This window comes from Pseudoalteromonas sp. SW0106-04, assembly GCF_001293805.1.
Lineage (GTDB): Bacteria > Pseudomonadota > Gammaproteobacteria > Enterobacterales > Alteromonadaceae > Pseudoalteromonas > Pseudoalteromonas ruthenica.
Genome location: NZ_BCAI01000005.1, coordinates 165,460 through 184,125, shown reverse-complemented (window position 1 = coordinate 184,125; position 18,666 = coordinate 165,460). Strand labels below are relative to the sequence as shown.

At 47.7% G+C, this 18,666-nt stretch carries 15 protein-coding genes and 1 tRNA gene; 4 read left to right on the top strand and 12 right to left on the bottom strand.

Annotation, left to right across the window (positions count from 1 at the left end; all coding sequences use genetic code 11):
• Positions 1–7 precede the first annotated feature (7 nt).
• The 7 genes from W04_RS08255 to W04_RS08225 all read right to left on the bottom strand — a co-directional run bounded on the left by W04_RS08255 (position 8) and on the right by W04_RS08225 (position 5,623).
• A complete protein-coding gene (locus tag W04_RS08255) occupies positions 8–625 on the bottom strand; it encodes an FKBP-type peptidyl-prolyl cis-trans isomerase (protein ID WP_026111357.1) in 618 nt (205 codons plus the stop codon).
• An 81-nt stretch (positions 626–706) separates the two neighbouring features.
• Entirely contained in the window at positions 707–1,081 is a 375-nt protein-coding gene (locus W04_RS08250) for a hypothetical protein (protein WP_022946608.1), read from the bottom strand.
• Between the two features lie 90 nt (positions 1,082–1,171).
• A tRNA-Ser gene (locus tag W04_RS08245) sits at positions 1,172–1,262 on the bottom strand.
• A gap of 56 nt (positions 1,263–1,318) precedes the next feature.
• Complete coding sequence (locus W04_RS08240; RefSeq protein WP_053910493.1) at positions 1,319–1,696, bottom strand: hypothetical protein; 378 nt, start codon at positions 1,694–1,696, stop codon at positions 1,319–1,321.
• A gap of 229 nt (positions 1,697–1,925) precedes the next feature.
• The gene (locus W04_RS08235; RefSeq protein ID WP_022946606.1) at positions 1,926–2,477 is read right to left on the bottom strand and encodes an NAD(P)H nitroreductase; all 552 of its coding nucleotides are present in this window, start codon (positions 2,475–2,477) and stop codon (positions 1,926–1,928) included.
• Positions 2,478–2,595: 118 nt separating this feature from the next.
• Positions 2,596–3,279: a DoxX family protein gene (locus W04_RS08230; protein WP_053910492.1), complete on the bottom strand. Its 684-nt coding sequence runs from the start codon at positions 3,277–3,279 to the stop codon at positions 2,596–2,598.
• Between the two features lie 376 nt (positions 3,280–3,655).
• A complete protein-coding gene (locus W04_RS08225; protein ID WP_053910491.1) occupies positions 3,656–5,623 on the bottom strand; it encodes an NADPH-dependent 2,4-dienoyl-CoA reductase in 1,968 nt (655 codons plus the stop codon).
• Positions 5,624–5,821: 198 nt separating this feature from the next.
• Between W04_RS08225 and sppA the strand changes: the two genes are divergently transcribed.
• Positions 5,822–7,687: a signal peptide peptidase SppA gene (sppA, locus tag W04_RS08220; protein ID WP_022946603.1), complete on the top strand. Its 1,866-nt coding sequence runs from the start codon at positions 5,822–5,824 to the stop codon at positions 7,685–7,687.
• 54 nt (positions 7,688–7,741) lie between these two features.
• Positions 7,742–8,752 carry an asparaginase gene (gene ansA, locus W04_RS08215; protein ID WP_053910490.1) on the top strand — a complete coding sequence of 337 codons (1,011 nt, stop codon included), beginning with the start codon at positions 7,742–7,744 and terminating at the stop codon, positions 8,750–8,752.
• A gap of 123 nt (positions 8,753–8,875) precedes the next feature.
• Here the strand turns inward: ansA and W04_RS08210 are convergent, their stop codons facing one another.
• Both W04_RS08210 and gndA read right to left on the bottom strand, forming a co-directional pair.
• The gene (locus W04_RS08210) at positions 8,876–10,609 is read right to left on the bottom strand and encodes an amidohydrolase (protein ID WP_082342189.1); all 1,734 of its coding nucleotides are present in this window, start codon (positions 10,607–10,609) and stop codon (positions 8,876–8,878) included.
• 99 nt (positions 10,610–10,708) lie between these two features.
• Positions 10,709–12,082 (bottom strand): NADP-dependent phosphogluconate dehydrogenase, encoded by a 1,374-nt coding sequence (gndA, locus tag W04_RS08205; protein WP_053910488.1) that lies wholly within the window; start codon positions 12,080–12,082, stop codon positions 10,709–10,711.
• A gap of 276 nt (positions 12,083–12,358) precedes the next feature.
• Here gndA and pyk point away from each other — a divergent pair, with 276 nt between their 5' ends.
• Together pyk and W04_RS08195 are read left to right on the top strand one after the other, a co-directional pair.
• On the top strand, positions 12,359–13,795 hold the full coding sequence (gene pyk, locus W04_RS08200; protein WP_022946599.1) for a pyruvate kinase: 1,437 nt from the start codon (positions 12,359–12,361) through the stop codon (positions 13,793–13,795).
• Positions 13,796–13,832: 37 nt separating this feature from the next.
• A complete protein-coding gene (locus W04_RS08195; RefSeq protein ID WP_053910487.1) occupies positions 13,833–14,822 on the top strand; it encodes an ATP-dependent 6-phosphofructokinase in 990 nt (329 codons plus the stop codon).
• Here the strand turns inward: W04_RS08195 and W04_RS08190 are convergent.
• The 3 genes from W04_RS08190 to W04_RS08180 all read right to left on the bottom strand — a co-directional run bounded on the left by W04_RS08190 (position 14,819) and on the right by W04_RS08180 (position 18,604).
• A complete protein-coding gene (locus tag W04_RS08190) occupies positions 14,819–15,646 on the bottom strand; it encodes a LytTR family DNA-binding domain-containing protein (RefSeq protein ID WP_053910486.1) in 828 nt (275 codons plus the stop codon). The genes W04_RS08195 and W04_RS08190 overlap by 4 nt on opposite strands.
• Positions 15,643–16,716 (bottom strand): sensor histidine kinase, encoded by a 1,074-nt coding sequence (locus W04_RS08185; protein WP_045978310.1) that lies wholly within the window; start codon positions 16,714–16,716, stop codon positions 15,643–15,645. The genes W04_RS08190 and W04_RS08185 overlap by 4 nt, the downstream gene beginning before the upstream one ends.
• Positions 16,717–16,885: 169 nt before the next feature.
• A complete protein-coding gene (locus W04_RS08180; protein ID WP_053910485.1) occupies positions 16,886–18,604 on the bottom strand; it encodes an NAD-dependent malic enzyme in 1,719 nt (572 codons plus the stop codon).
• Positions 18,605–18,666: the final 62 nt, after the last annotated feature.

The window sequence follows — 18,666 nt, the reverse complement described above, 5'->3', positions numbered from 1 at the left end:
ATAACACTTACAGGATATCGATAAGCTCGATATCGAAAATAAGTGTTGAATAAGGAGCAATAGCTGCACCTGCACCGCGCTCACCGTAAGCAAGGTCATGCGGCACATACAAGCGCCACTTTGAACCTGTAGGCATCATTTGTAACGCCTCGGTCCAACCTTTAATAACACCACCTACTGGGAACTCTGCAGGCTCGCCGCGCTCGTAAGAGCTATCAAATACAGTACCGTTAATAAGTGCACCGTGGTAATGAGTGCGAACGGTCGCATCAGCGCTAGGCTTGTCACCTTCGCCCTGTTCGATTACTTCGTACTGTAGACCCGATTCAGTCACTGTTACTTCTGCACGCTTAGCGTTGTCAGCTAGAAAAGCTTCGCCTTCTGCGGCCAATACTTTTGCTTCTTCTTCGCGGCGTTGCTGAATCTCAGCGTTAATTTTTTCAAACGCTGCCTGGATTTCAGGGATTTCTACTTGGAAGCTTTCACCGGTAAAGGCATCCTTCATTCCTTCAAACACGGAATTTACGTTCATTCCTTCGAAAGGGGTTGCTTTTAGTTGCTCACCCATTTGTAGGCCAATGCCGTAGCTTGCCTTTTCCGCGTCGGTATTAAATTTATCAGACATAAAGTTGTTCATCTTTTGTTTCTATAAATGCCTGCACAGGGTAACACACTGAAAAACGCACGTCAGTGCTGGCTAGAAAATCTAAGACGATGAGCGCTCATTTGCCGAACTATTGGCCACTTTTGCGCTGATCCAAGGCATTAACCAAACGAAAAGCAGCAAAGACACAATGCTAAATACCCATAGCCAATAAGGGAGCCCAACGAATAATGGCTGGATCATGACCCCAAATACAATGATGCCCAAACAGCTTATGATCAGTGCGCTTAAAATAGCCAAGGTGTTATCGTATTTTGTGATTAAATGGGCGGTAAGCAGGTTGAAACCGGCGATGGCAGTTAACGTCATAATCCAGTTTAGCTCGGCATCGCGAACGAGAGTTAACACCACATCTAAGCCCTGTGCATATAAAAATGCCACAATGCCCCAAGCAACAATACGCATTACATTATGCATGAGCGAGTAAATCCTAATAGGTTAATAGCCGCCATTATAACGGGAAGCAAAACGAAAAAAACCGCCAATAAGGCGGTTTTGGGAATGAGGTGGCGGAGAGATAGGGATTCGAACCCTAGATGGGCTATTAACCCATGCCGGTTTTCAAGACCGGTGCATTCAACCGCTCTGCCATCTCTCCGAATTGGCGCGCATATTAATGACTTTTGCTGGCGCTGTAAAGCGTTTTAAATCAATTTAGTAATATTGCCGAGGGCGCTTGGCGATCAGCGCACAAACAACACAGCCTATAAGCGCCAACAGTGCAAAAATCACACTTTGGGTAATAAGCTCTGGCCGTTGATTCTTACTGGCAGGAACAATGAGCAAACACAAAGCCGGTAATGCACTGAAACACAAAATATAAGCGGAGACCTTAAGTGCACGTAAAAAGCCAAAACGTCTAGTGTAAAGCATCCAAATGGCAATAAACACGACCACGGCCATGGCGCTCAAGGTGATGTAAAGAGGCGCTTTGGTTAGCATCGCCACATAGGTCGTTAATAACGCCCCAACGACACCCCAGAAAGTCCATAAGCCCCAGCGTTCTTTCTCTCTTAAAAATAGGTTACCCATAGCAATACATCTTCTTCTTATTATTTATTAGGGTCTGCTCAAAACTTAGCCTAACAAAAATAATCATGATAAAAAACCGAGCATTTAGATTATTTTCCCGTTAATTTGGCGAAATTCGACACACAATAACAAATAAAAGGTTAATGAAAGATGACTCATTCGTAGCTGCGGGCACAATATAATGCTCCTTGCCCACACAGGGCGTTTGACACCAACTTATTAAAATAGTTCACAGCGAGTCGGTAAAAAAATCAGCGACTTGGTGGCGACGCTTCTTAGGACAATCTACGGTGGGCGTTCCCAGATAAAGGAAGCCGACAATTTCGTCGTCATCAGTGAGCTTTAAAGCCTGTTTAACTGTGGCTGATTTTGCAAATGCACCCGTTCGCCAAATACCCGATAAACCTTGAGCAAATGCCGCTTGTTGCATCGCAAATGTCGCGCAGCTAGCACTGGCCACTTGCTCGACCCACGGCACTTTATCGTGTTCAATGTACTTCATGATACAGACGATCACCATTGGAGCTCGCTCAGGCAATGACGCTGCACGCTCAATCACTCGCTCGCCCATGTCTTCTTTTTGCGCCGCCTGTAAGAAAATATCACCTAGCTTTTCGCGCTGGCGCTCTTGTAAAACGACGAATTTCCACGGCGCAAGATGGCCATGATCGGGTACTCTCAGTGCCGCTTGTTGAATAAGTTCAAGTTGTTGAGCATTAGGCCCGGGAAAAGAAAGCTGGCTATCAGATTGACGATTTAATAAAAGCTCTTTTGCATTCATGGCTATATATGAGAATGTGAATAATTAACAAAAGAGTACCATATTCAAGCGATGATAAAAATGGCCCAAACGGGCCATAGAGTTGTAGCTACTGAGAATGAGTGGCTAGCACCTGGCGTTATTCACGAGGTGCTGGACGCAAGTAATAATCGAGGCTGACAAAACGACCACCACCATAGAAAAATAGCGCTAACAACATGGCAAAATAGATACTTGCAAACTCAATACCGTTATTAAGAATGACGATGTTGCCGGTTTCATATAAATACTCAGGGCGGCCATTTTCGGCAATCAGCTGCTTCATAATATCGAGCCGCTGCTTAGCTTGTATGGAGTTCTCTAGACTCTGCTGCGCTCCTGGAACCCCTGCCCACTCAAGCACTTTCGCGGCACTGGTATCTGGGTTAGTTGGCGTAATTGCAAACCAGCCATTATGCCAATGCACGGTTGTAGCGGCCACGACCATGGTAAACATTAAAGGGATACTCACTAAGCGTGTAAACAAGCCAACAAAGATGAGCCATCCACCTAAAAATTCGGTCCACCCGGCTAAAAAAGCAAGTACCTCAGCAAATGGTAGGCCCAAGCCCCAGTCGCTATTGCCGAACCAAGCAATGACATTGGCATCGGCGAGTAATCGTTGCGACCACGCAAGGTCGCTATTAGCAAGGTTGAGTTTATTAAAGCCCGCAATGATCATCACAGGGGCAAGAATTAAGCGCATACACAACGAGGGTAGCCCATCGAGAAAGCTGAGTTGTGATAGCAGGGAACGGTAAACACCGGTAACGGTGGTGAGCATAGGGCACCTTGGGTCTGAGTTAACTAATATTGATATAGCACACAGACCGCCGGGTGCCGGAAGTTATTTCATATTATTGACAGCAGTTAGCTTTTGCTTTGCTAGGGTCTGTTGATCTTTGCTGTTCTATTTTTGTTCTGTTTGAGCGTGCTTTTATCGCGGCGCTCGATGTGTGGCCTAGTAATCTAAGCGAATATCGAGCAACAATGAGAAAAGTGCGCTCAAAAGAACCGTTCGGCAGCGCTTGATTGGCTTTTCTACTGTGTTATCGGCTGGCTCACATAGAATAACTATGCCACGCAGCCTCTGCCTTGTATAAAACCCAATCAAACTGCTGCAAAAACGAACTTGAAAGGTCAACAGACCCTAGGCACTATTAAATTTCTCTCGCTACTAGTAAGGCTTCTTTAATAGCCCGCTTAGCGTCAATTTCTGCGGCCAGCTTAGCACCACCTATGACATGGACTTGAGCACTATGTTGCTGATCAACTTGCTTAAATTGGGCATCATTGGCAGTTTGCCCAATGCAACCTATCACAGTATCAACATTCAGCACTTTTGCTTCGCCATTCACACGAATGTGTAACCCCTCGTTATCAAAACGCTCGTACTGACATTCACCAATTTGCTCCACGTCGTGCATCTTTGCCACTTTACGGTGGATCCAACCCGTGGTTTTCCCTAACCCTTTACCGAAACGCCCTGCACTGCGCTTAAGCATATAAATCTTTCTATCGCTTTTATGCAGTTCAATGGGTTGCTCAATGCCCCACTGGGCTTTGAAATGCTCAACGCTTTGGTGATGTTGCTCGGTTAAAAACGCAACCATATCAAAGCCTATTCCACCTGCACCTAAAATAGCGATGCGGTCAGTGAGCGTCACGTCACCGCGAATAACCTCGTCATAACGATAGATGCGTTTACCATCGGCGCATTCAATATCCGCTTCACGAGGCGACACCCCACAGGCGAATACCACATCATCGTATTCGTTAAGCATGGCCGGCTCATATGACGTATTGGTTTGCAAATCAACGCCTTGACGCACCACCTCTTCACTGAAGTATTTGAGTGCTAATTGAAAGTCTTCTTTACCCGGGATACGCATAGCGAGATTGAACTGACCGCCTAAATCATTGGATTTTTCGATTAAGGTGACGTTATGGCCACGTTGGCGTAAATAAATACTTGCTGCAAGTCCCGCAGGCCCAGCGCCAACAACCAATACCTTTTTCGCTTTTGCGGCTTTTGTGATGGCGTAGTCAAGCTCGAATGCGGCCAGTGGGTTCACCAAGCAAGTGGCTCGTTGCCCTTTAAACACGTGATCCAGACAGCCTTGGTTACACCCTATGCAAATATTGATTTGTTCGCTGCGTTGTTGCGCATATTTATTAAAGAGCTCTGGGTCAGCAAGCAGTGGCCGAGCCATGGATATCATGTCGGCTTGACCTTGGTTTAAAATGCTATTGGCTATTTCCGGCGTGTTGATACGGTTGACGGCAATAACGGGCTTATCTGTTGCTTGTTTAAGGCGTTGTGAAGCTTCTCTAAAGGCCCCTGGCGGCACCATAGAAGCAATTGTTGGCACGCGCGCCTCATGCCAGCCAATGCCGGTGTTGAAAATATCAACACCCGCCGCATCCAGCGCTTTGGCCTGAGCAGTAACCTCTTCGGCTGTCGAACCATCAGGAATTAAATCCATCACCGACAGGCGAAATACAATCATAAAGTCATCACTGACAGCAGCGCGCACGGCTGAGACGATTTCCTTAGCTAAACGCATACGGTTTTCATTGCTACCGCCATATTCGTCGGTGCGCTTATTGGTATGCGGTGCCATAAATTCGTTTATTAAATAGCCTTCTGAACCCATGATTTCGACACCATCATAACCGGCTTTTTGCGCTAGCTTGGCGCTTTTGGCAAAGTCTTTAACGGTACTTTTTATCATCCCCACCGACATAGCCTTCGGCGTGTAAGGCGAAATAGGCGCCTGAATAGCGCTCGGCGCGCAGCTAAATGGGTGGTAGGCATACCGTCCGGCGTGAAGCAGTTGCAAACAAATCTTGCCACCGTGTTTGTGCACGGCTTGGGTGTATTTTTTATGCTTTACTACATCAAATACACTGTTAAAGGAGGACGAAATAGGCGTAAGCTTACCGCGAATATTTGGACTATAACCGCCTGTAACAATTAGGCCCACGCCTCCCTTCGCGCGTTCTTCGTAGAATGCAGCGAGGCGTTTGCGATTATGCCACCCCTCTTCTAAACCGGTGTGCATAGAGCCCATCACGAGCCGGTTTCTTAATTCTCCATGCATCAATTTTAGTGGTTGTTCTAGCATGGTGTTACCCCTTTACTATTATCTGGTCATACCTGTTTCAGGGTAGCGATCTTTGCCACATTGAGCAAGCACTAGCGATACAGTATTCGCCAATATAAACACTTCGTTACTTTTTTCTGTTTAAACTTTTCAACCCTTTAGGCTAATATGGGATTCTATCCCGTACGCCCCCAAAATGGATAAAGTAAGGATCTGATTTTGATTAAAAAAGCAGTAAAGGCCACTTGGCATGGAATTAACTTCTCGCGCCAACTTTTGGTCAACATTCTTTTTATAGTGCTTGTTATCGCTATTATAGCGTCTATTGCAAGCGATGAAGGCGAGATTATCGTCCCTGACGGTGCCGTGCTGACACTTAACCTAAATGGCTATTTAGTGGAGCAGAAACGCTATGTTGACCCTCTCGATGCAGTATTTGCTGGACCGTTTGGGGGCCAAGATGAGCCGGCAGAAATTTTAGTTGATGACGTTGTTGATGTGATCAATAACGCTGCTAAAGATGATCGCATCACCGCTATGCTGCTCGATTTACAGCAGATGGGTGGCGCGCACATTAATAAACTCAATGCCGTTGCCGATGCCATTGACGCTTTCAAAGCACAGGGCAAACCGGTTATTGCTACTGGCTATTATTACACCCAAAGCCAATATTACTTAGCAGCGCATGCTGACGAAGTAAATTTACATCCTTATGGCGGCGTTTCAATCGATGGATTTGGTGTCTACCCAGTGTATTTCAAAGAAGCACTCGATAAACTTAAAGTGACGCAACACGTTTTCCGCGTCGGTACCTTTAAGTCTGCGGTTGAACCTTTGATTCGTAACGACATGTCCCCCGCTGCAAAAGAAGCAAATAAAGAGTGGCTTGGTGAATTGTGGCAGCAGTATAAAGATGAAATCACTGCACTACGTGGCTTCGATGCCAGCAACTTTGATGAAACCCTTGACGATTATTTACGCAAGCTTTCGCAAGTAGACGGGAACAGCGGTGAGTATGCGCAGCGTTTTGGTTGGGTGGATGCACTTAAAAATAATCAACAAATTCGTCAACAGATGGTCGACCTAGTCGGTTACGACGACGAAGGCAAAAACTTTTTACAAATTGGCTTTAACGACTACCTCGCATCGTTTAAATCGCCCATGCCATTCGAAAACCCAATCACGGAAAAGGTGGCGGTTATCGTTGCTAAAGGAACCATTGTTGATGGTGAGCGACGCGCTGGCGAAATCGGGGGGGACAGTACGGCTGCCCTACTTCGTGAAGCCCGTGAAGATGACCTAGTTAAAGCCGTGGTATTACGCATTGATTCCGGTGGCGGCAGCATGTTTGCCTCAGAAGTTATTCGTCGCGAAGTTATCGCTCTTAAAGAAGCAGGCAAACCTGTAGTAGCGTCCATGGGTTCAGTCGCAGCTTCGGGCGGTTATTGGATTGCTTCTGCAGCCAATGAGATATGGGCTGCTCCAAGCACCATCACCGGCTCAATCGGCGTATTTGGCACAATCATGACATTTGAGGACAGTGCTGCCGAGTTAGGCGTGTATTCTGATGGTGTGGGGACGACCGAACTGAAAGGCTCATCCATTCTGCTGGGTCTAAAAGATAAGATGGCACAAGCGATTCAAATGAGTGTTGAGAATGCCTACGAGCGCTTTTTGAATGTGGTTGCACAATCTCGCAACATGAGCCCTGCTGAGGTGGATGATATCGCCCAAGGCCGAGTGTGGATTGCAACGCAAGCAAAAGAGCTCGGGTTAGTGGACAAGCTTGGTGATAAAGACGCAGCCATCAGCGCTGCCGCTGAAATGGCCAGCCTCAAGCAGTATGACGTTAAACTCATTGAGCAACAGCTGACGCCGCGTGAGCAACTGTTAAATAGCTTATTGAGCTCATCCATGGTTAGCACGCTAATCGATAAGCAGACCCCGGCAAGCGCAAACCTTGGTGCGACCATGCAGGTCAACAGCTTACTAAAACAGGTTGAGCAGCAGGTTCAGAGTTTACAAAACTACAATGACCCTGATGGCATCTACGCTAAGTGCTTGGTATGTCGTGTTTCTAACTAGCGCTTAAAGCCTGGAATGATATACTAGCCCGATGAATTTCATCGGGCTTTTTTTATGAAACGTAAACGCATTTATATCGCTTATACAGGCGGCACCATCGGTATGAAAAAATCCAGTCAAGGCTATGTGCCAGCGGCGGGGTTTTTAACCGAGACGGTGAAAAACAGTGCTGAATTTAATCGCGACGAGATGCCGCTGTTTGACATTGAAGAATACTGCCCGCTGATCGATTCTTCTGATATGTCACCGGCGCACTGGCAGATGATAGCCGACGATATTAAATCCAAGTACCACGACTACGATGGTTTTGTGGTACTACATGGTACCGATACCATGGCCTACACCGCGTCTGCCTTATCCTTTATGTTTGAAAACCTGACCAAACCGGTCATTATTACCGGCTCGCAAATTCCGTTGTCACAGCTGCGCTCAGATGGCCAAGTGAACCTCCTAAATGCGATGTATTTAGCAGCTAACTACCCCATTGCAGAAGTCAGCTTATTTTTTAATAATCAGCTATTTAGAGGAAATCGCGCCACCAAAATCCACGCCGATGGATTCAATGCGTTTGACTCTCCAAATTTGCCGCCGCTGGCAAAAGCAGGGATTAACATTCGGCTCCTAGAAGGCCAGCTTAGCCCCTATATCGACAACGATTTACAAGTCTCGCGCATCACCCCGCAAGCTATTGCCGTGCTGCACTTATACCCAGGGATCAGCGCCGATGTGGTCAGCTCTATAATTAATGACGATATTAAAGCGCTCATCTTACTGAGTTTTGGTGTCGGTAATGCACCTCAAAACCACGAGTTTTTGGAGCTTTTGGCAAATGCGAACGAACGTGGCATTATCGTCGTAAACCTTACCCAGTGCTTGCAAGGGCAAGTTAATATGGGCGGCTACGCTACGGGCAATGCACTGCTAAACGTAGGTGTGATCAGTGGCTATGATATGACCCTAGAGGCCTGCCTCAGTAAGTTACACTACTTGCTAAGCAAAAACGCAAGCCCGCAAAGTATTCGCCATTTAATGCAAGATAACTTGCGCGGAGAGTTGAGTCGCTAAGTGATATTTTAGGCACAGCAGCGACTGTGCCTTTTATTGCATAGTGGTATCTATCTGCACGCGTAGTTCAGTAGCGCAACAAATAAGCCGCTGCCTGTACCAACTCGCTTTGCGCAAGCCCCATCACAAGGCGTGATTCACACCATAAACCACTCGGTCTGCTTTTATGGTTTGCTGAACCTGTAATTGCTCAAGTAGCTCTGGCTCAACGCGCAGTGGATCTTTATCAAGAATAACGAAATCAGCTAATTTCCCTACCTCTAACGTCCCTTTGTTTGGCTCTTCAAAGTACTGCCAAGCCGCCCACTCTGTCATAGATTTCAAAGCGATATAAGGGCTCACTTGATGGTGCGCCCCCAACACTTTGCCAGAGCGTGTCTTACGATTAACAGTGGTCGATAAAACGCGTAATGGGTTGGGCTTTACCACAGGTGCATCATGATGTTGGGTAAAGCGCATGGCGTGTTTTTGCGCCCACCCTGTGGGAGAAATATTCTCAGCACGCTCCAGTCCTAATACTTCATTTCGGTGCCAATCTCCCCAATAGAAGGTATGCATAGAGAAAAAAGACGGGATCACTGCTAGCTGTTTCATACGTTTAAGCTGATCTTCACGAACAGTTTGCGCGTGGATCATCACCGTCCTGCGACCTGCCTGCTCAAATCTTGTCGCTGCGCTTTCTATATCTCGCAATAAGGCGTCTGCTGCAGCGTCGCCATTGGTATGAACAATCAGTTGCCAGTTGTTGGCATAGGCCTGTGCCACGAGCTTAGAGCGAGCCTTATCATTGGCAATGGCTGGGTAGCCACGATACTCAGAGTTATGCTCCGCTGGCGGATGAAGATAAGGTTTACTGAGCCAGGCTGTTTTCCCTTGAGGCGAGCCATCAAAACTCAATTTGACGCCGGCTATTCGTGCCCCGCCTTGGTAATCTTTGCTCGCTCCTTGTGCAAGCATAAAATCATACTCCTGCTCAAGATCAGGGTAGATAGCCACATCAATCGGCAAAGACTGCTTTTGCGCCCGTGCTATCCAATACATACTGGTGCTCTGATCTGCACGACCTTCTTGAGCAGTGGTGTAACCATTGGCCATATAAAGGGCAAGCCCTGCGCTCGCTATTTCATCTTGTAGTTGCTCATCAATGGCCGAAAAAACACTAAACAAGGGCTGAAAAAGTGCCATTTCTTCAAGCACCCCATTCGCTTGATTAGAAAGTTCATCAATACGTATTACGCCGCCATCAATGTGTGGGGCCTGTGGTAAGTAACCCACCATTTCCAAGGCTTTGGTATTCATAACCCCCAAATGCCCGGACTGGTGCATAATCAAAATAGGTATTTCGCTGGAGACCGTGTCGAGCTCTGTGGCAGTTGGGTGCCGGCGCTGCGCCAGCTGCGAATCGTCATACCCCATGCCAACGATCCAGCCGAGCTTTTTCGCTAACATAGGTTGACCCTGGTGCCATTGAGTTAAGGTGCTCAGCAGCGCCTCAATAGAATTTACTTGGCCGTCAGGCCCTGGGAGTAAATCAGCACTCAGCTGCGCTAAACCAGCATTGAAAAGGTGACTGTGGGCATCTATGAATCCAGGCAGTAGCGCTTGCCCTTGTAAGTTCACTTGCTTAGTCTGCTCGCCAACATGGTCATTCGCTTTATGAAGTTGACCGGTAAATATGATCCGACCATCTTCGGTTGCAAGCGCTTCAACATACTGGGGGGCGTCACCGGCCATCGTTAGAATCGGGCCGCCAAAGTATAAGGTATCGGCATTTGCGAGTTTAGTTGCGGGTTGTTGAGGCTGAGTGCAGCCAATAATACCTACACTCAACAGTGCCAAACAGAGAATGCGTAACACTTTAAAGTCCTCAAAAAAGAAACTTGGAATGTGTTTTTAGCATATACAATAAAGCCCTGTATAGACAGGGCTTTATTGATCGAAAAAGCGGCTAATTAATTAGCGTACTTTAGCGTCAATATCGACCAGATCAGTTAGATGGCATAACTCGCCAGTGTGGGTTTTAATACCATGCTCACCAAAGTAGTCACGCTGCGCTTGCACTAGATGACCATTACTTGGAGTGCTTAGCGTTGCTAAGTAGTTTTGTGTTGCACACAGTACCGGGAATGCCAAACCAGTGGTCACGGCCGCACCAGTCACACTACGAAGCGCCTTCGCCTGCTCATCTAAGGTATCAATAAACTCAACACCCTGAGCAATTTGGTCTAGGTAATCTGCCCGAATAATGCACCCTGCACGCCAAGTTTGCAGTGTTTTGTTTAAATCAACTTTCCATTGATGGTTTCGTGATGCACCCTTGATCAGCGCCAAACCTTGGCGGTAGCAAAGCAGGCTCGCTAAATGAAACGCTTGCTGCAACTGGTCAATATCAATATCGATACTGTCCGTTTGCTTTGCTGCATAGGTCATTTCTTTAGCCGCATGGGTATCACCGGTATTAGTTAAGTGACGTGCCTGCACCGCAGCAACAAGCGATGGCACAGCAATACCAAGCTCCAAGGCATTTTGCGCCGTCCATAAGCCGGTGCCCTTGGCGCCCACCTTGTTATCGATTAAATCGACCAGCGGTGTATTGTCCTTGGTTGCTAACTTGAGGATATGGCTAGAGATAGAGAGTAAATAGCTATTGAGCTCGCCCTCGGCCCAGGTATCAAAAATCTCGGCAATTTGCTGTGGTGTTTTGCCAGCGCCCAAGCGCAATAGCTGGTAAGTCTCGGCAATAAGCTGCATAAGGGCATACTCGATGCCATTGTGAACCATTTTCACAAAATGGCCACTGGCAGATTGGCCAACGCGGGCAAAACACGAGTCGCCATTGTAACTGGCAGCTACTTTCTCAAACCAAGGTTCAATGCGCTCCCAGCCCCCTTCGGAGCCGCTCGCCATCATGGCCGGACCATGGCGTGCGCCTTCTGCACCACCGGAAATCCCCATCGTGGCAAACTCAAATTTGTTTTGAAATTTCAATTTGCGGGCAATGCCGTCTTTATAATTACTGTTACCGCAATCGATGATGATATCGTCTTTACTGACACCGGCATCGACCAAGTCGTGGCAGACTTTGTCAACCAACTCGCCTGCCGGTACCAACAAAAGGATAGAGCGCGGCGTTTCTAAACGACGCACCATGTCGTGAAGGTCTGAAACAATGTGCAAGCGCTCGGCCATTCCTTGTGATTTGGCACAGCTTAACAATTCTTCCCCGGCATCGGGGTTGGTATCATAGGCTACTAGGGTGAGCCCTTTTTCGATTAAGTTCAGGGCGAGATTTTTGCCCATCACCCCAAGACCTACTAATGCAACTTGCATCCAGTTTCCTCCTCGGTAAAACGTACGACTGGGTAATTCAACGTAAATACGGCGGGCATTATAGGGCATACGATGCCCCATTCAATCCCTGGCGCTGAATTATATCAAATTAACGCAAGGTACATGGATAAAGTTTGCGGGTAAGCTTAATTGACTGAATCTGACACCGGTGTCATAATGCTGAAATCTTGTTAACGAATAATAGGAATTAGAGCTGGCGGAGCGTCCTTCCCTGCTCTAACATGCTATAAGCAATAATGCCTACAGGAGAAATGCATGCCAAGACGTACGAAAATTGTGGCCACCCTTGGCCCTGCCACGGACAGAGATAATAACTTAGAAAAAATCATCCGCGCTGGCGCCAATGTCGTGCGCTTAAACTTCTCTCATGGGGTGGCCAGTGACCACCAAGCGCGCGCCGAGGCCGTGCGTGAGATCGCTCAGCGCCTAGGCACTCATGTTGCCATCCTTGCTGACTTACAAGGCCCGAAAATCCGCGTAAGTACCTTTAAAGAAGGAAAAGTGAACCTCGCCCCTGGCGCCCCCTTTATCCTTGATGCAGCGCTTGCCCCAGGTGAGGGTGATGTTAATGGCGTGGGGATCGACTATAAAGAATTACCTCAAGACGTTAAAGCTGGCGACCTATTGTTACTTAACGACGGTTTAATCCAGCTGACCGTAGAGCGTGTTGAAGGACAAAAAGTACACTGCAGCGTGAAAGTCGGCGGCGTATTGTCTAACAACAAAGGCATTAATCGCCTCGGTGGTGGCCTGACTGCCCCTGCATTTACTGATAAAGATAAAGAAGATCTTATCACCGCGACTAAAATTGGCGTCGATTATATCGCCGTGTCTTTCCCCCGCTCTGGCGATGATATGCGCTATGTGCGTTCATTGGCAGAAAAGGCCGGTTCAGATGCTCAATTGCTAGCGAAAATCGAACGTGCAGAAGCTGTAGAGACGGTTGAAGCCATAGACGACATTATCCTCGCATCCGACGCAGTGATGGTCGCGCGCGGAGATTTAGGTGTTGAAATCGGTGATGCGGAGTTAGTGGGTAAACAAAAAACCATTATCAGCCGAGCTCGTTCATTGAACCGTGTGGTGATCACCGCAACACAGATGATGGAATCAATGATTGATAACCCCATGCCCACGCGCGCTGAAGTCATGGACGTTGCTAACGCCGTGCTTGATGGCACCGATGCGGTCATGCTCTCTGCTGAAACAGCCGCAGGGGATTACCCTGAGCAAACGGTTGCCACCATGGCCCGTGTTTGCCTAGGTGCTGAGTCACAAAAAGAAACGCACATTTCTAAGCACCGCCTTGATAGCATGTTTGCCGATAATGCAGAAACAATCGCACTATCTGCTATGTATGCGGCTAACCACCTGGGTACAGTGAAAGCCATTGTCGCGCTCACTGAATCAGGCAACACCTCTAAGCTGATGTCACGCATCTCTTCGGGTCTACCTATTTATTCACTTTCACGCCATGGCAAAACACTGGGTCAGACCGCGCTGTATCGCGGCGTATACCCAGTGCGTTTTGACTCTACTAACTTCACCAAAGAATGTATTGTTAGTGAAGCAATGAATACCTTAGTAGAGCTTGGCGAATTGCAAAAGGGCGACACCGTGATCCTCACCCACGGTGACTTAATGGAAACCATCGGTGCCACAAATACCTTGAAAATTGTCACTGTAGGGTAAATAGTAGACATAAGTTTTCTATCTGAAGCAGCAACTTATGTCTCATCCAAAACGAATTGCAGTACTCACTTCCGGCGGTGACGCCCCCGGTATGAATGCTGCAATTCGCGCTGTTACGCTCAGCGCGCTATCTCATCAACATCAGGTCTTCGGCTTTTTTAGTGGCTACAACGGCCTTATCAACGAACACTTCACTGAACTCAACGCAGCCAGCGTGACCGATATCATCCACCGAGGTGGCACTATTTTAAAATCGGCCCGCTGCCCGCAAATGCACCACCCAGATGGTTTGTTACAAGCTGCCAATAGCCTGCGTAAGTGCCACATCGATGCCTTAGTCGTCATTGGCGGAGATGGCAGCTTTAAAGGTGCTCAGGCACTTGCAGAGCACTGGTCAGGGCAAATTATTGGCATCCCCGGTACCATTGATAACGATATTAATGGCAGCGATGAAACCATCGGCTTTCACACCGCAATAGATACCGCATTGGGGTGTATCGATAAAATTCGCGATACCGCGCAAGCGTTTGAACGTACTTTTGTTGTCGAAGTAATGGGTCGAGATTGCGGCATCATTGCCATGGAAGCAGGCCTTGCCAGTGGCGCGGAGCAAATAATTTGTAAGGAACTGATTGATGACGAGCCGCAGTTTTTACAAAAACTGTATGAGCAAGTGAAAGCGAATATTAATAATGATGCCGGTCATAGCTACGTGCTGGTCATGGCAGAGCACTCGCTATCAATTAGCGCCGAGCAATTAGCGGTCCAGCTGACCGAGCACAGCGGCGTTGAAAGCCGCAGTGCCATTTTGGGCTATGTACAGCGTGGCGGCGCTCCTGTGGCTGGCGATCGCATATTAGCAACGCAGTTAGGCTGCAGCGCCATCGAGCATCTTAATGCTGGCGCTGATGGTGTCATGGTCGGTGTCGTTAATAATCAGCTGAAAACTTTGGCGTTTGAGCACACCTGCGACACACGACAGCGTAATCGTGATTTTGTCGCCCGCTTAAAACGCTTTCGCCGTTAATTGGCCAGCGCCGCTTTGACTTTATCTCGATAGCTGCGACTGACTTTAAGCTCCTGTCCGTTGGTGAGCACCAGCAGGTATTCACCGCTGACTTGCGTCACCAGCTTGTTGATTTGTTTTGAATTAACAATGGCGCTGCGGTGCACACGAACAAACAATCCAGGGTCGAGTTCTTGCTCAAGCTCTTTCATGGTTTTACGCAGAATATGGGTTTGCCCATCACCACAGTGCAGGCACATGTAGTCCCCTGCCGCATCAACCCATTGGATGGTATTAGTAGGCACACGGATGATCTCGCCCTGCTCTTTCACCGCCAGCGACTCTGGGTAGCGCTTAGTTTCTAATGAGTCACCCGAGGCTAGTTTCTTGAGAATTTCTTCGCAATTATTGCCTGTGATCCCGGCCACAAAACTCGCTAGCTTTTTCTTATGGGTGTTGTCTTGTTGTGTTTTTAGATGTGATTGCACTTTCTCCACCGCCTGTTTTAGTCTGTTGTCATCTACGGGTTTGAGTACATAGTCCAAAGCATGGACTTCAAAAGCTTGAACGGCGTAACGGTCGAAGGCGGTGACAAACACCACCAAAGGTTGTTGTGAGTCTGGCAGTTGCGCTAACGCATCCGCGACCTCAAAGCCATTCATACCTGGCATCTGAATATCCAAAAAAACCAAGTCGATAGGCTCGTTGCGACAAATATCGACGGCCTCTTGCCCTTGAGCGCATTGCTGTACCAGCTCAATGCATTCAATATCAGCTAATCGTATAGCCAACCCTTTACGGGCCAGCGATTCATCATCCACGATGAGGGTTTTTATGGTATTCATTCTGCTACAGCCTTTTCATAGGGGATACGTATGTTTACCGTCAGACCGGTGGGCGTATTCCCTGATAATACAAATGAATAATTGTTCTCGTAAAGTGTCTTTAGTCGATCTTTAGTATTGGCCACACCGACACCGGTGGCATTGACCAATTGGCCATCTTTAAGCTCAGCGCCAGGGCCATTATCGCTCACTTCCAGTAACAGCTCGTTGGCAAACACTTGGGCTTTAATACTGATCACCCCGCCTTGTGTCATCTGCGCAATGGCATACTTCAATGAGTTTTCAATTAACGGTTGCAAAATCAAGCTCGGGACCAAGGCATGGCTTGCTTCGTCACTGACTTGCATGTCCACCGCTAGGCGGTCATCAAAACGTACTCGCTCGATTTCCAAATACAGACTCAACGCATGAATCTCTTGCTCGAGTGGCACTTTCTTTATCGGATCGGTATTGAGCGTATAGCGTAAAAAATCGCTTAGCCGTGACACCATCTTGTTGGCGTCTTTATTCTCTTCCACTAAAATCAGCGTCGATATCGCATTGAGGGTATTAAACAAAAAATGCGGGTTAAGCTGATAGCGCAACATTTTTAATTGCGCCTCATGCGCCATGGTATTGGCTTTTAGCGCTTTTTGTCGCTCCCCTTGGAGCAATTGGTAATATTTAATGCCAAAATACAAACCACTCCAACAGAGGATGATATAGACCGCATCAAGGCCCTGTTGAAAGTAATAAAACCACTCATCAGGGCGGTAACCATGGCGATAAATTTCCCACAAATTAAATTTTTGTACCACCGACCACAAGGTCCCTGTGGCGTAGGAAGCGGTGAACACCACCAACACTAGCAGCCACGGCTTGGCATTCCACACCCGGCGATACAAGTACCGCAGCGGCACCGTCATTAAGCAGCCCGCATAGGCATTAAGCAAGATCACAAAGACATAGATGTCGCGCATCTCAAATACTTTGGAGCCAATGTAATTCACCAGGGCATAACCTATCCAACCGGCTATCTGTAACACCCAAAAGAATCGTTGGCGATTATCAACTAGCTGCTGCCAATTCAAAATTCGTTTTACTCCTTTGCAACGCAGCCTTATCCACAGCGGTTGCATACTTATCTAACGCCATTATTAATAAAGACAACTAAAAAGGCACTGTGATTGGTCTTACTTAACCTTTCCTTCAACGCAAAACGCCGTGCAGTTGCACGGCGTTTGCTCATATTCGCGAAGGCTAGATGCTGACTCGCTTGTAGTTACGATACTCAGGGTGCCAGTAATTATTATCGATGGCTTTGATAATATCCTCATCGCTAAATTCCAACGCTTCACCTTGGGCGATAGCGACTTTAGCCACAGCAAAGGCGATACGTTTAGATAGCGATTCAATCTCAGTCAGTGGCGGCAGTAGGCTCCCTTTGCCATCATTGGCAAGGGGTGAGCTCGACGCTAAGGTTTCACTGGCCGCCATCAACATTTCATCGGTAATGCGCTTAGCCTTAATGGCAATTGCACCAAGGCCAATGCCAGGGAAGATATAACTGTTATTACACTGCGGAATAACATACTGCTGGCCATCATAGTCCACGGTGCCAAATGGACTACCTGTGGCGATAATGGCACGCCCTTGTGTCCAAGCCAGCACATCACTCGGATGCGCTTCAACCTGTTTGGACGGGTTTGAAAGCGGGAAGATAATCGGATTTTCGTGGCTCGATGCCATTGCGCGGATCACCTGCTCGGTGAATAGCCCCGGCTGCCCAGATACGCCAATAATAATGCCTGGCTCAGCACAATGCATCACATCAAGTAAAGAGGCAAAATCACCGCTGTACTGCCACTGCGAGAGCGCTTCATTGGATTGTACCAAGGCCTGTTGGAAGTCACGCAGGCCTTGCATGCCTTCGCTCAATAGGCCAAAACGATCAACCATAAAGATTTGACTGCGCGCCTGCTCTTCACTGATCCCTTCAGAAACCATTTGACTGATCACCTGCTCGGCGATGCCACATCCTGCGGAGCCAGCCCCAACAAACACCACCTTTTGGTCGCTTAAACGGGTGCCCTTCACTCGACACGCGGCCAGCAAAGTGCCCACAGTGACAGCGGCAGTGCCTTGAATATCATCATTAAAGCTACAAATTTCGTCGCGATAGCGTTTCAGCAGTGGCATCGCGTTAGGCTGAGCAAAGTCTTCAAATTGCAGCATGACATTGGGCCAACGGCGCTTCACCGCTTTGATGAACAACTCTAAAAATTCGTCATACTCTTGCTGGCCAATACGCGGATGGCGTGCGCCCATGTACATTGGGTCATTCAGCAGTTTCTCGTTATTAGTGCCAACATCCAGCATCACCGGCAGCGTGTAGGCCGGGCTGATACCACCGCACGCGGTGTATAGCGATAACTTACCAATGGGGATACCCATGCCACCAATGCCCTGATCGCCTAGGCCAAGGATACGTTCACCATCGGTAACAACGATAACCTTCACCTTACCTTTAGTGGCATTACGCAAAATATCATCGATATTGTGGCGGTCTTCATAGGAGATAAACAAACCGCGCGAGCTACGATAAATATCTGAGAATTGCTCACACGCATCACCCACTGTTGGCGTGTAAATAATCGGCATCATCTCTTCAATGTGGTCTCGCACCAAACGATAGTAAAGCGTTTCGTTATTGTCTTGGATGGCGCGCAAGTAGATATGCTTATTAAGGTTATCTTGGAAGCTAGAGTACTGTTGGTAACAGCGCTCTACTTGCTCTTCAATGGTCTCAAAACGTGGCGGCAATAAGCCTGCCAAGTTGAAGCTCTCACGCTCACGCTGAGAAAATGCGCTGCCTTTATTTAGTAGTGGCGTTTCTAATAAGGTCGGACCAGCGTAAGGAATGTACAAGTAATTGGGATCGGTGTGTGTATTGGTTTTATCGTTGGATTTGTCTGTCATATTGCCTACTTAGCACAGAAGGAGATTGCCTGATATTATTGCCCTTAGCGCGCAAATTGCAA

Bases quoted from the DNA above. Each gene is read 5' to 3' on its own strand.
- W04_RS08230 (WP_053910492.1), bottom strand. From the start codon at position 3,279: ATGCTCACCACCGTTACCGGTGTTTACCGTTCCCTGCTATCACAACTC.
- W04_RS08195 (WP_053910487.1), top strand. From the start codon at position 13,833: ATGTCTCATCCAAAACGAATTGCAGTACTCACTTCCGGCGGTGACGCC.
- W04_RS08240 (WP_053910493.1), bottom strand. From the start codon at position 1,696: ATGGGTAACCTATTTTTAAGAGAGAAAGAACGCTGGGGCTTATGGACT.
- W04_RS08255 (WP_026111357.1), bottom strand. From the start codon at position 625: ATGTCTGATAAATTTAATACCGACGCGGAAAAGGCAAGCTACGGCATT.
- W04_RS08180 (WP_053910485.1), bottom strand. From the start codon at position 18,604: ATGACAGACAAATCCAACGATAAAACCAATACACACACCGATCCCAAT.
- W04_RS08190 (WP_053910486.1), bottom strand. From the start codon at position 15,646: ATGAATACCATAAAAACCCTCATCGTGGATGATGAATCGCTGGCCCGT.
- pyk (WP_022946599.1), top strand. From the start codon at position 12,359: ATGCCAAGACGTACGAAAATTGTGGCCACCCTTGGCCCTGCCACGGAC.
- W04_RS08225 (WP_053910491.1), bottom strand. From the start codon at position 5,623: ATGCTAGAACAACCACTAAAATTGATGCATGGAGAATTAAGAAACCGG.
- ansA (WP_053910490.1), top strand. From the start codon at position 7,742: ATGAAACGTAAACGCATTTATATCGCTTATACAGGCGGCACCATCGGT.
- W04_RS08235 (WP_022946606.1), bottom strand. From the start codon at position 2,477: ATGAATGCAAAAGAGCTTTTATTAAATCGTCAATCTGATAGCCAGCTT.
- W04_RS08250 (WP_022946608.1), bottom strand. From the start codon at position 1,081: ATGCATAATGTAATGCGTATTGTTGCTTGGGGCATTGTGGCATTTTTA.
- gndA (WP_053910488.1), bottom strand. From the start codon at position 12,082: ATGCAAGTTGCATTAGTAGGTCTTGGGGTGATGGGCAAAAATCTCGCC.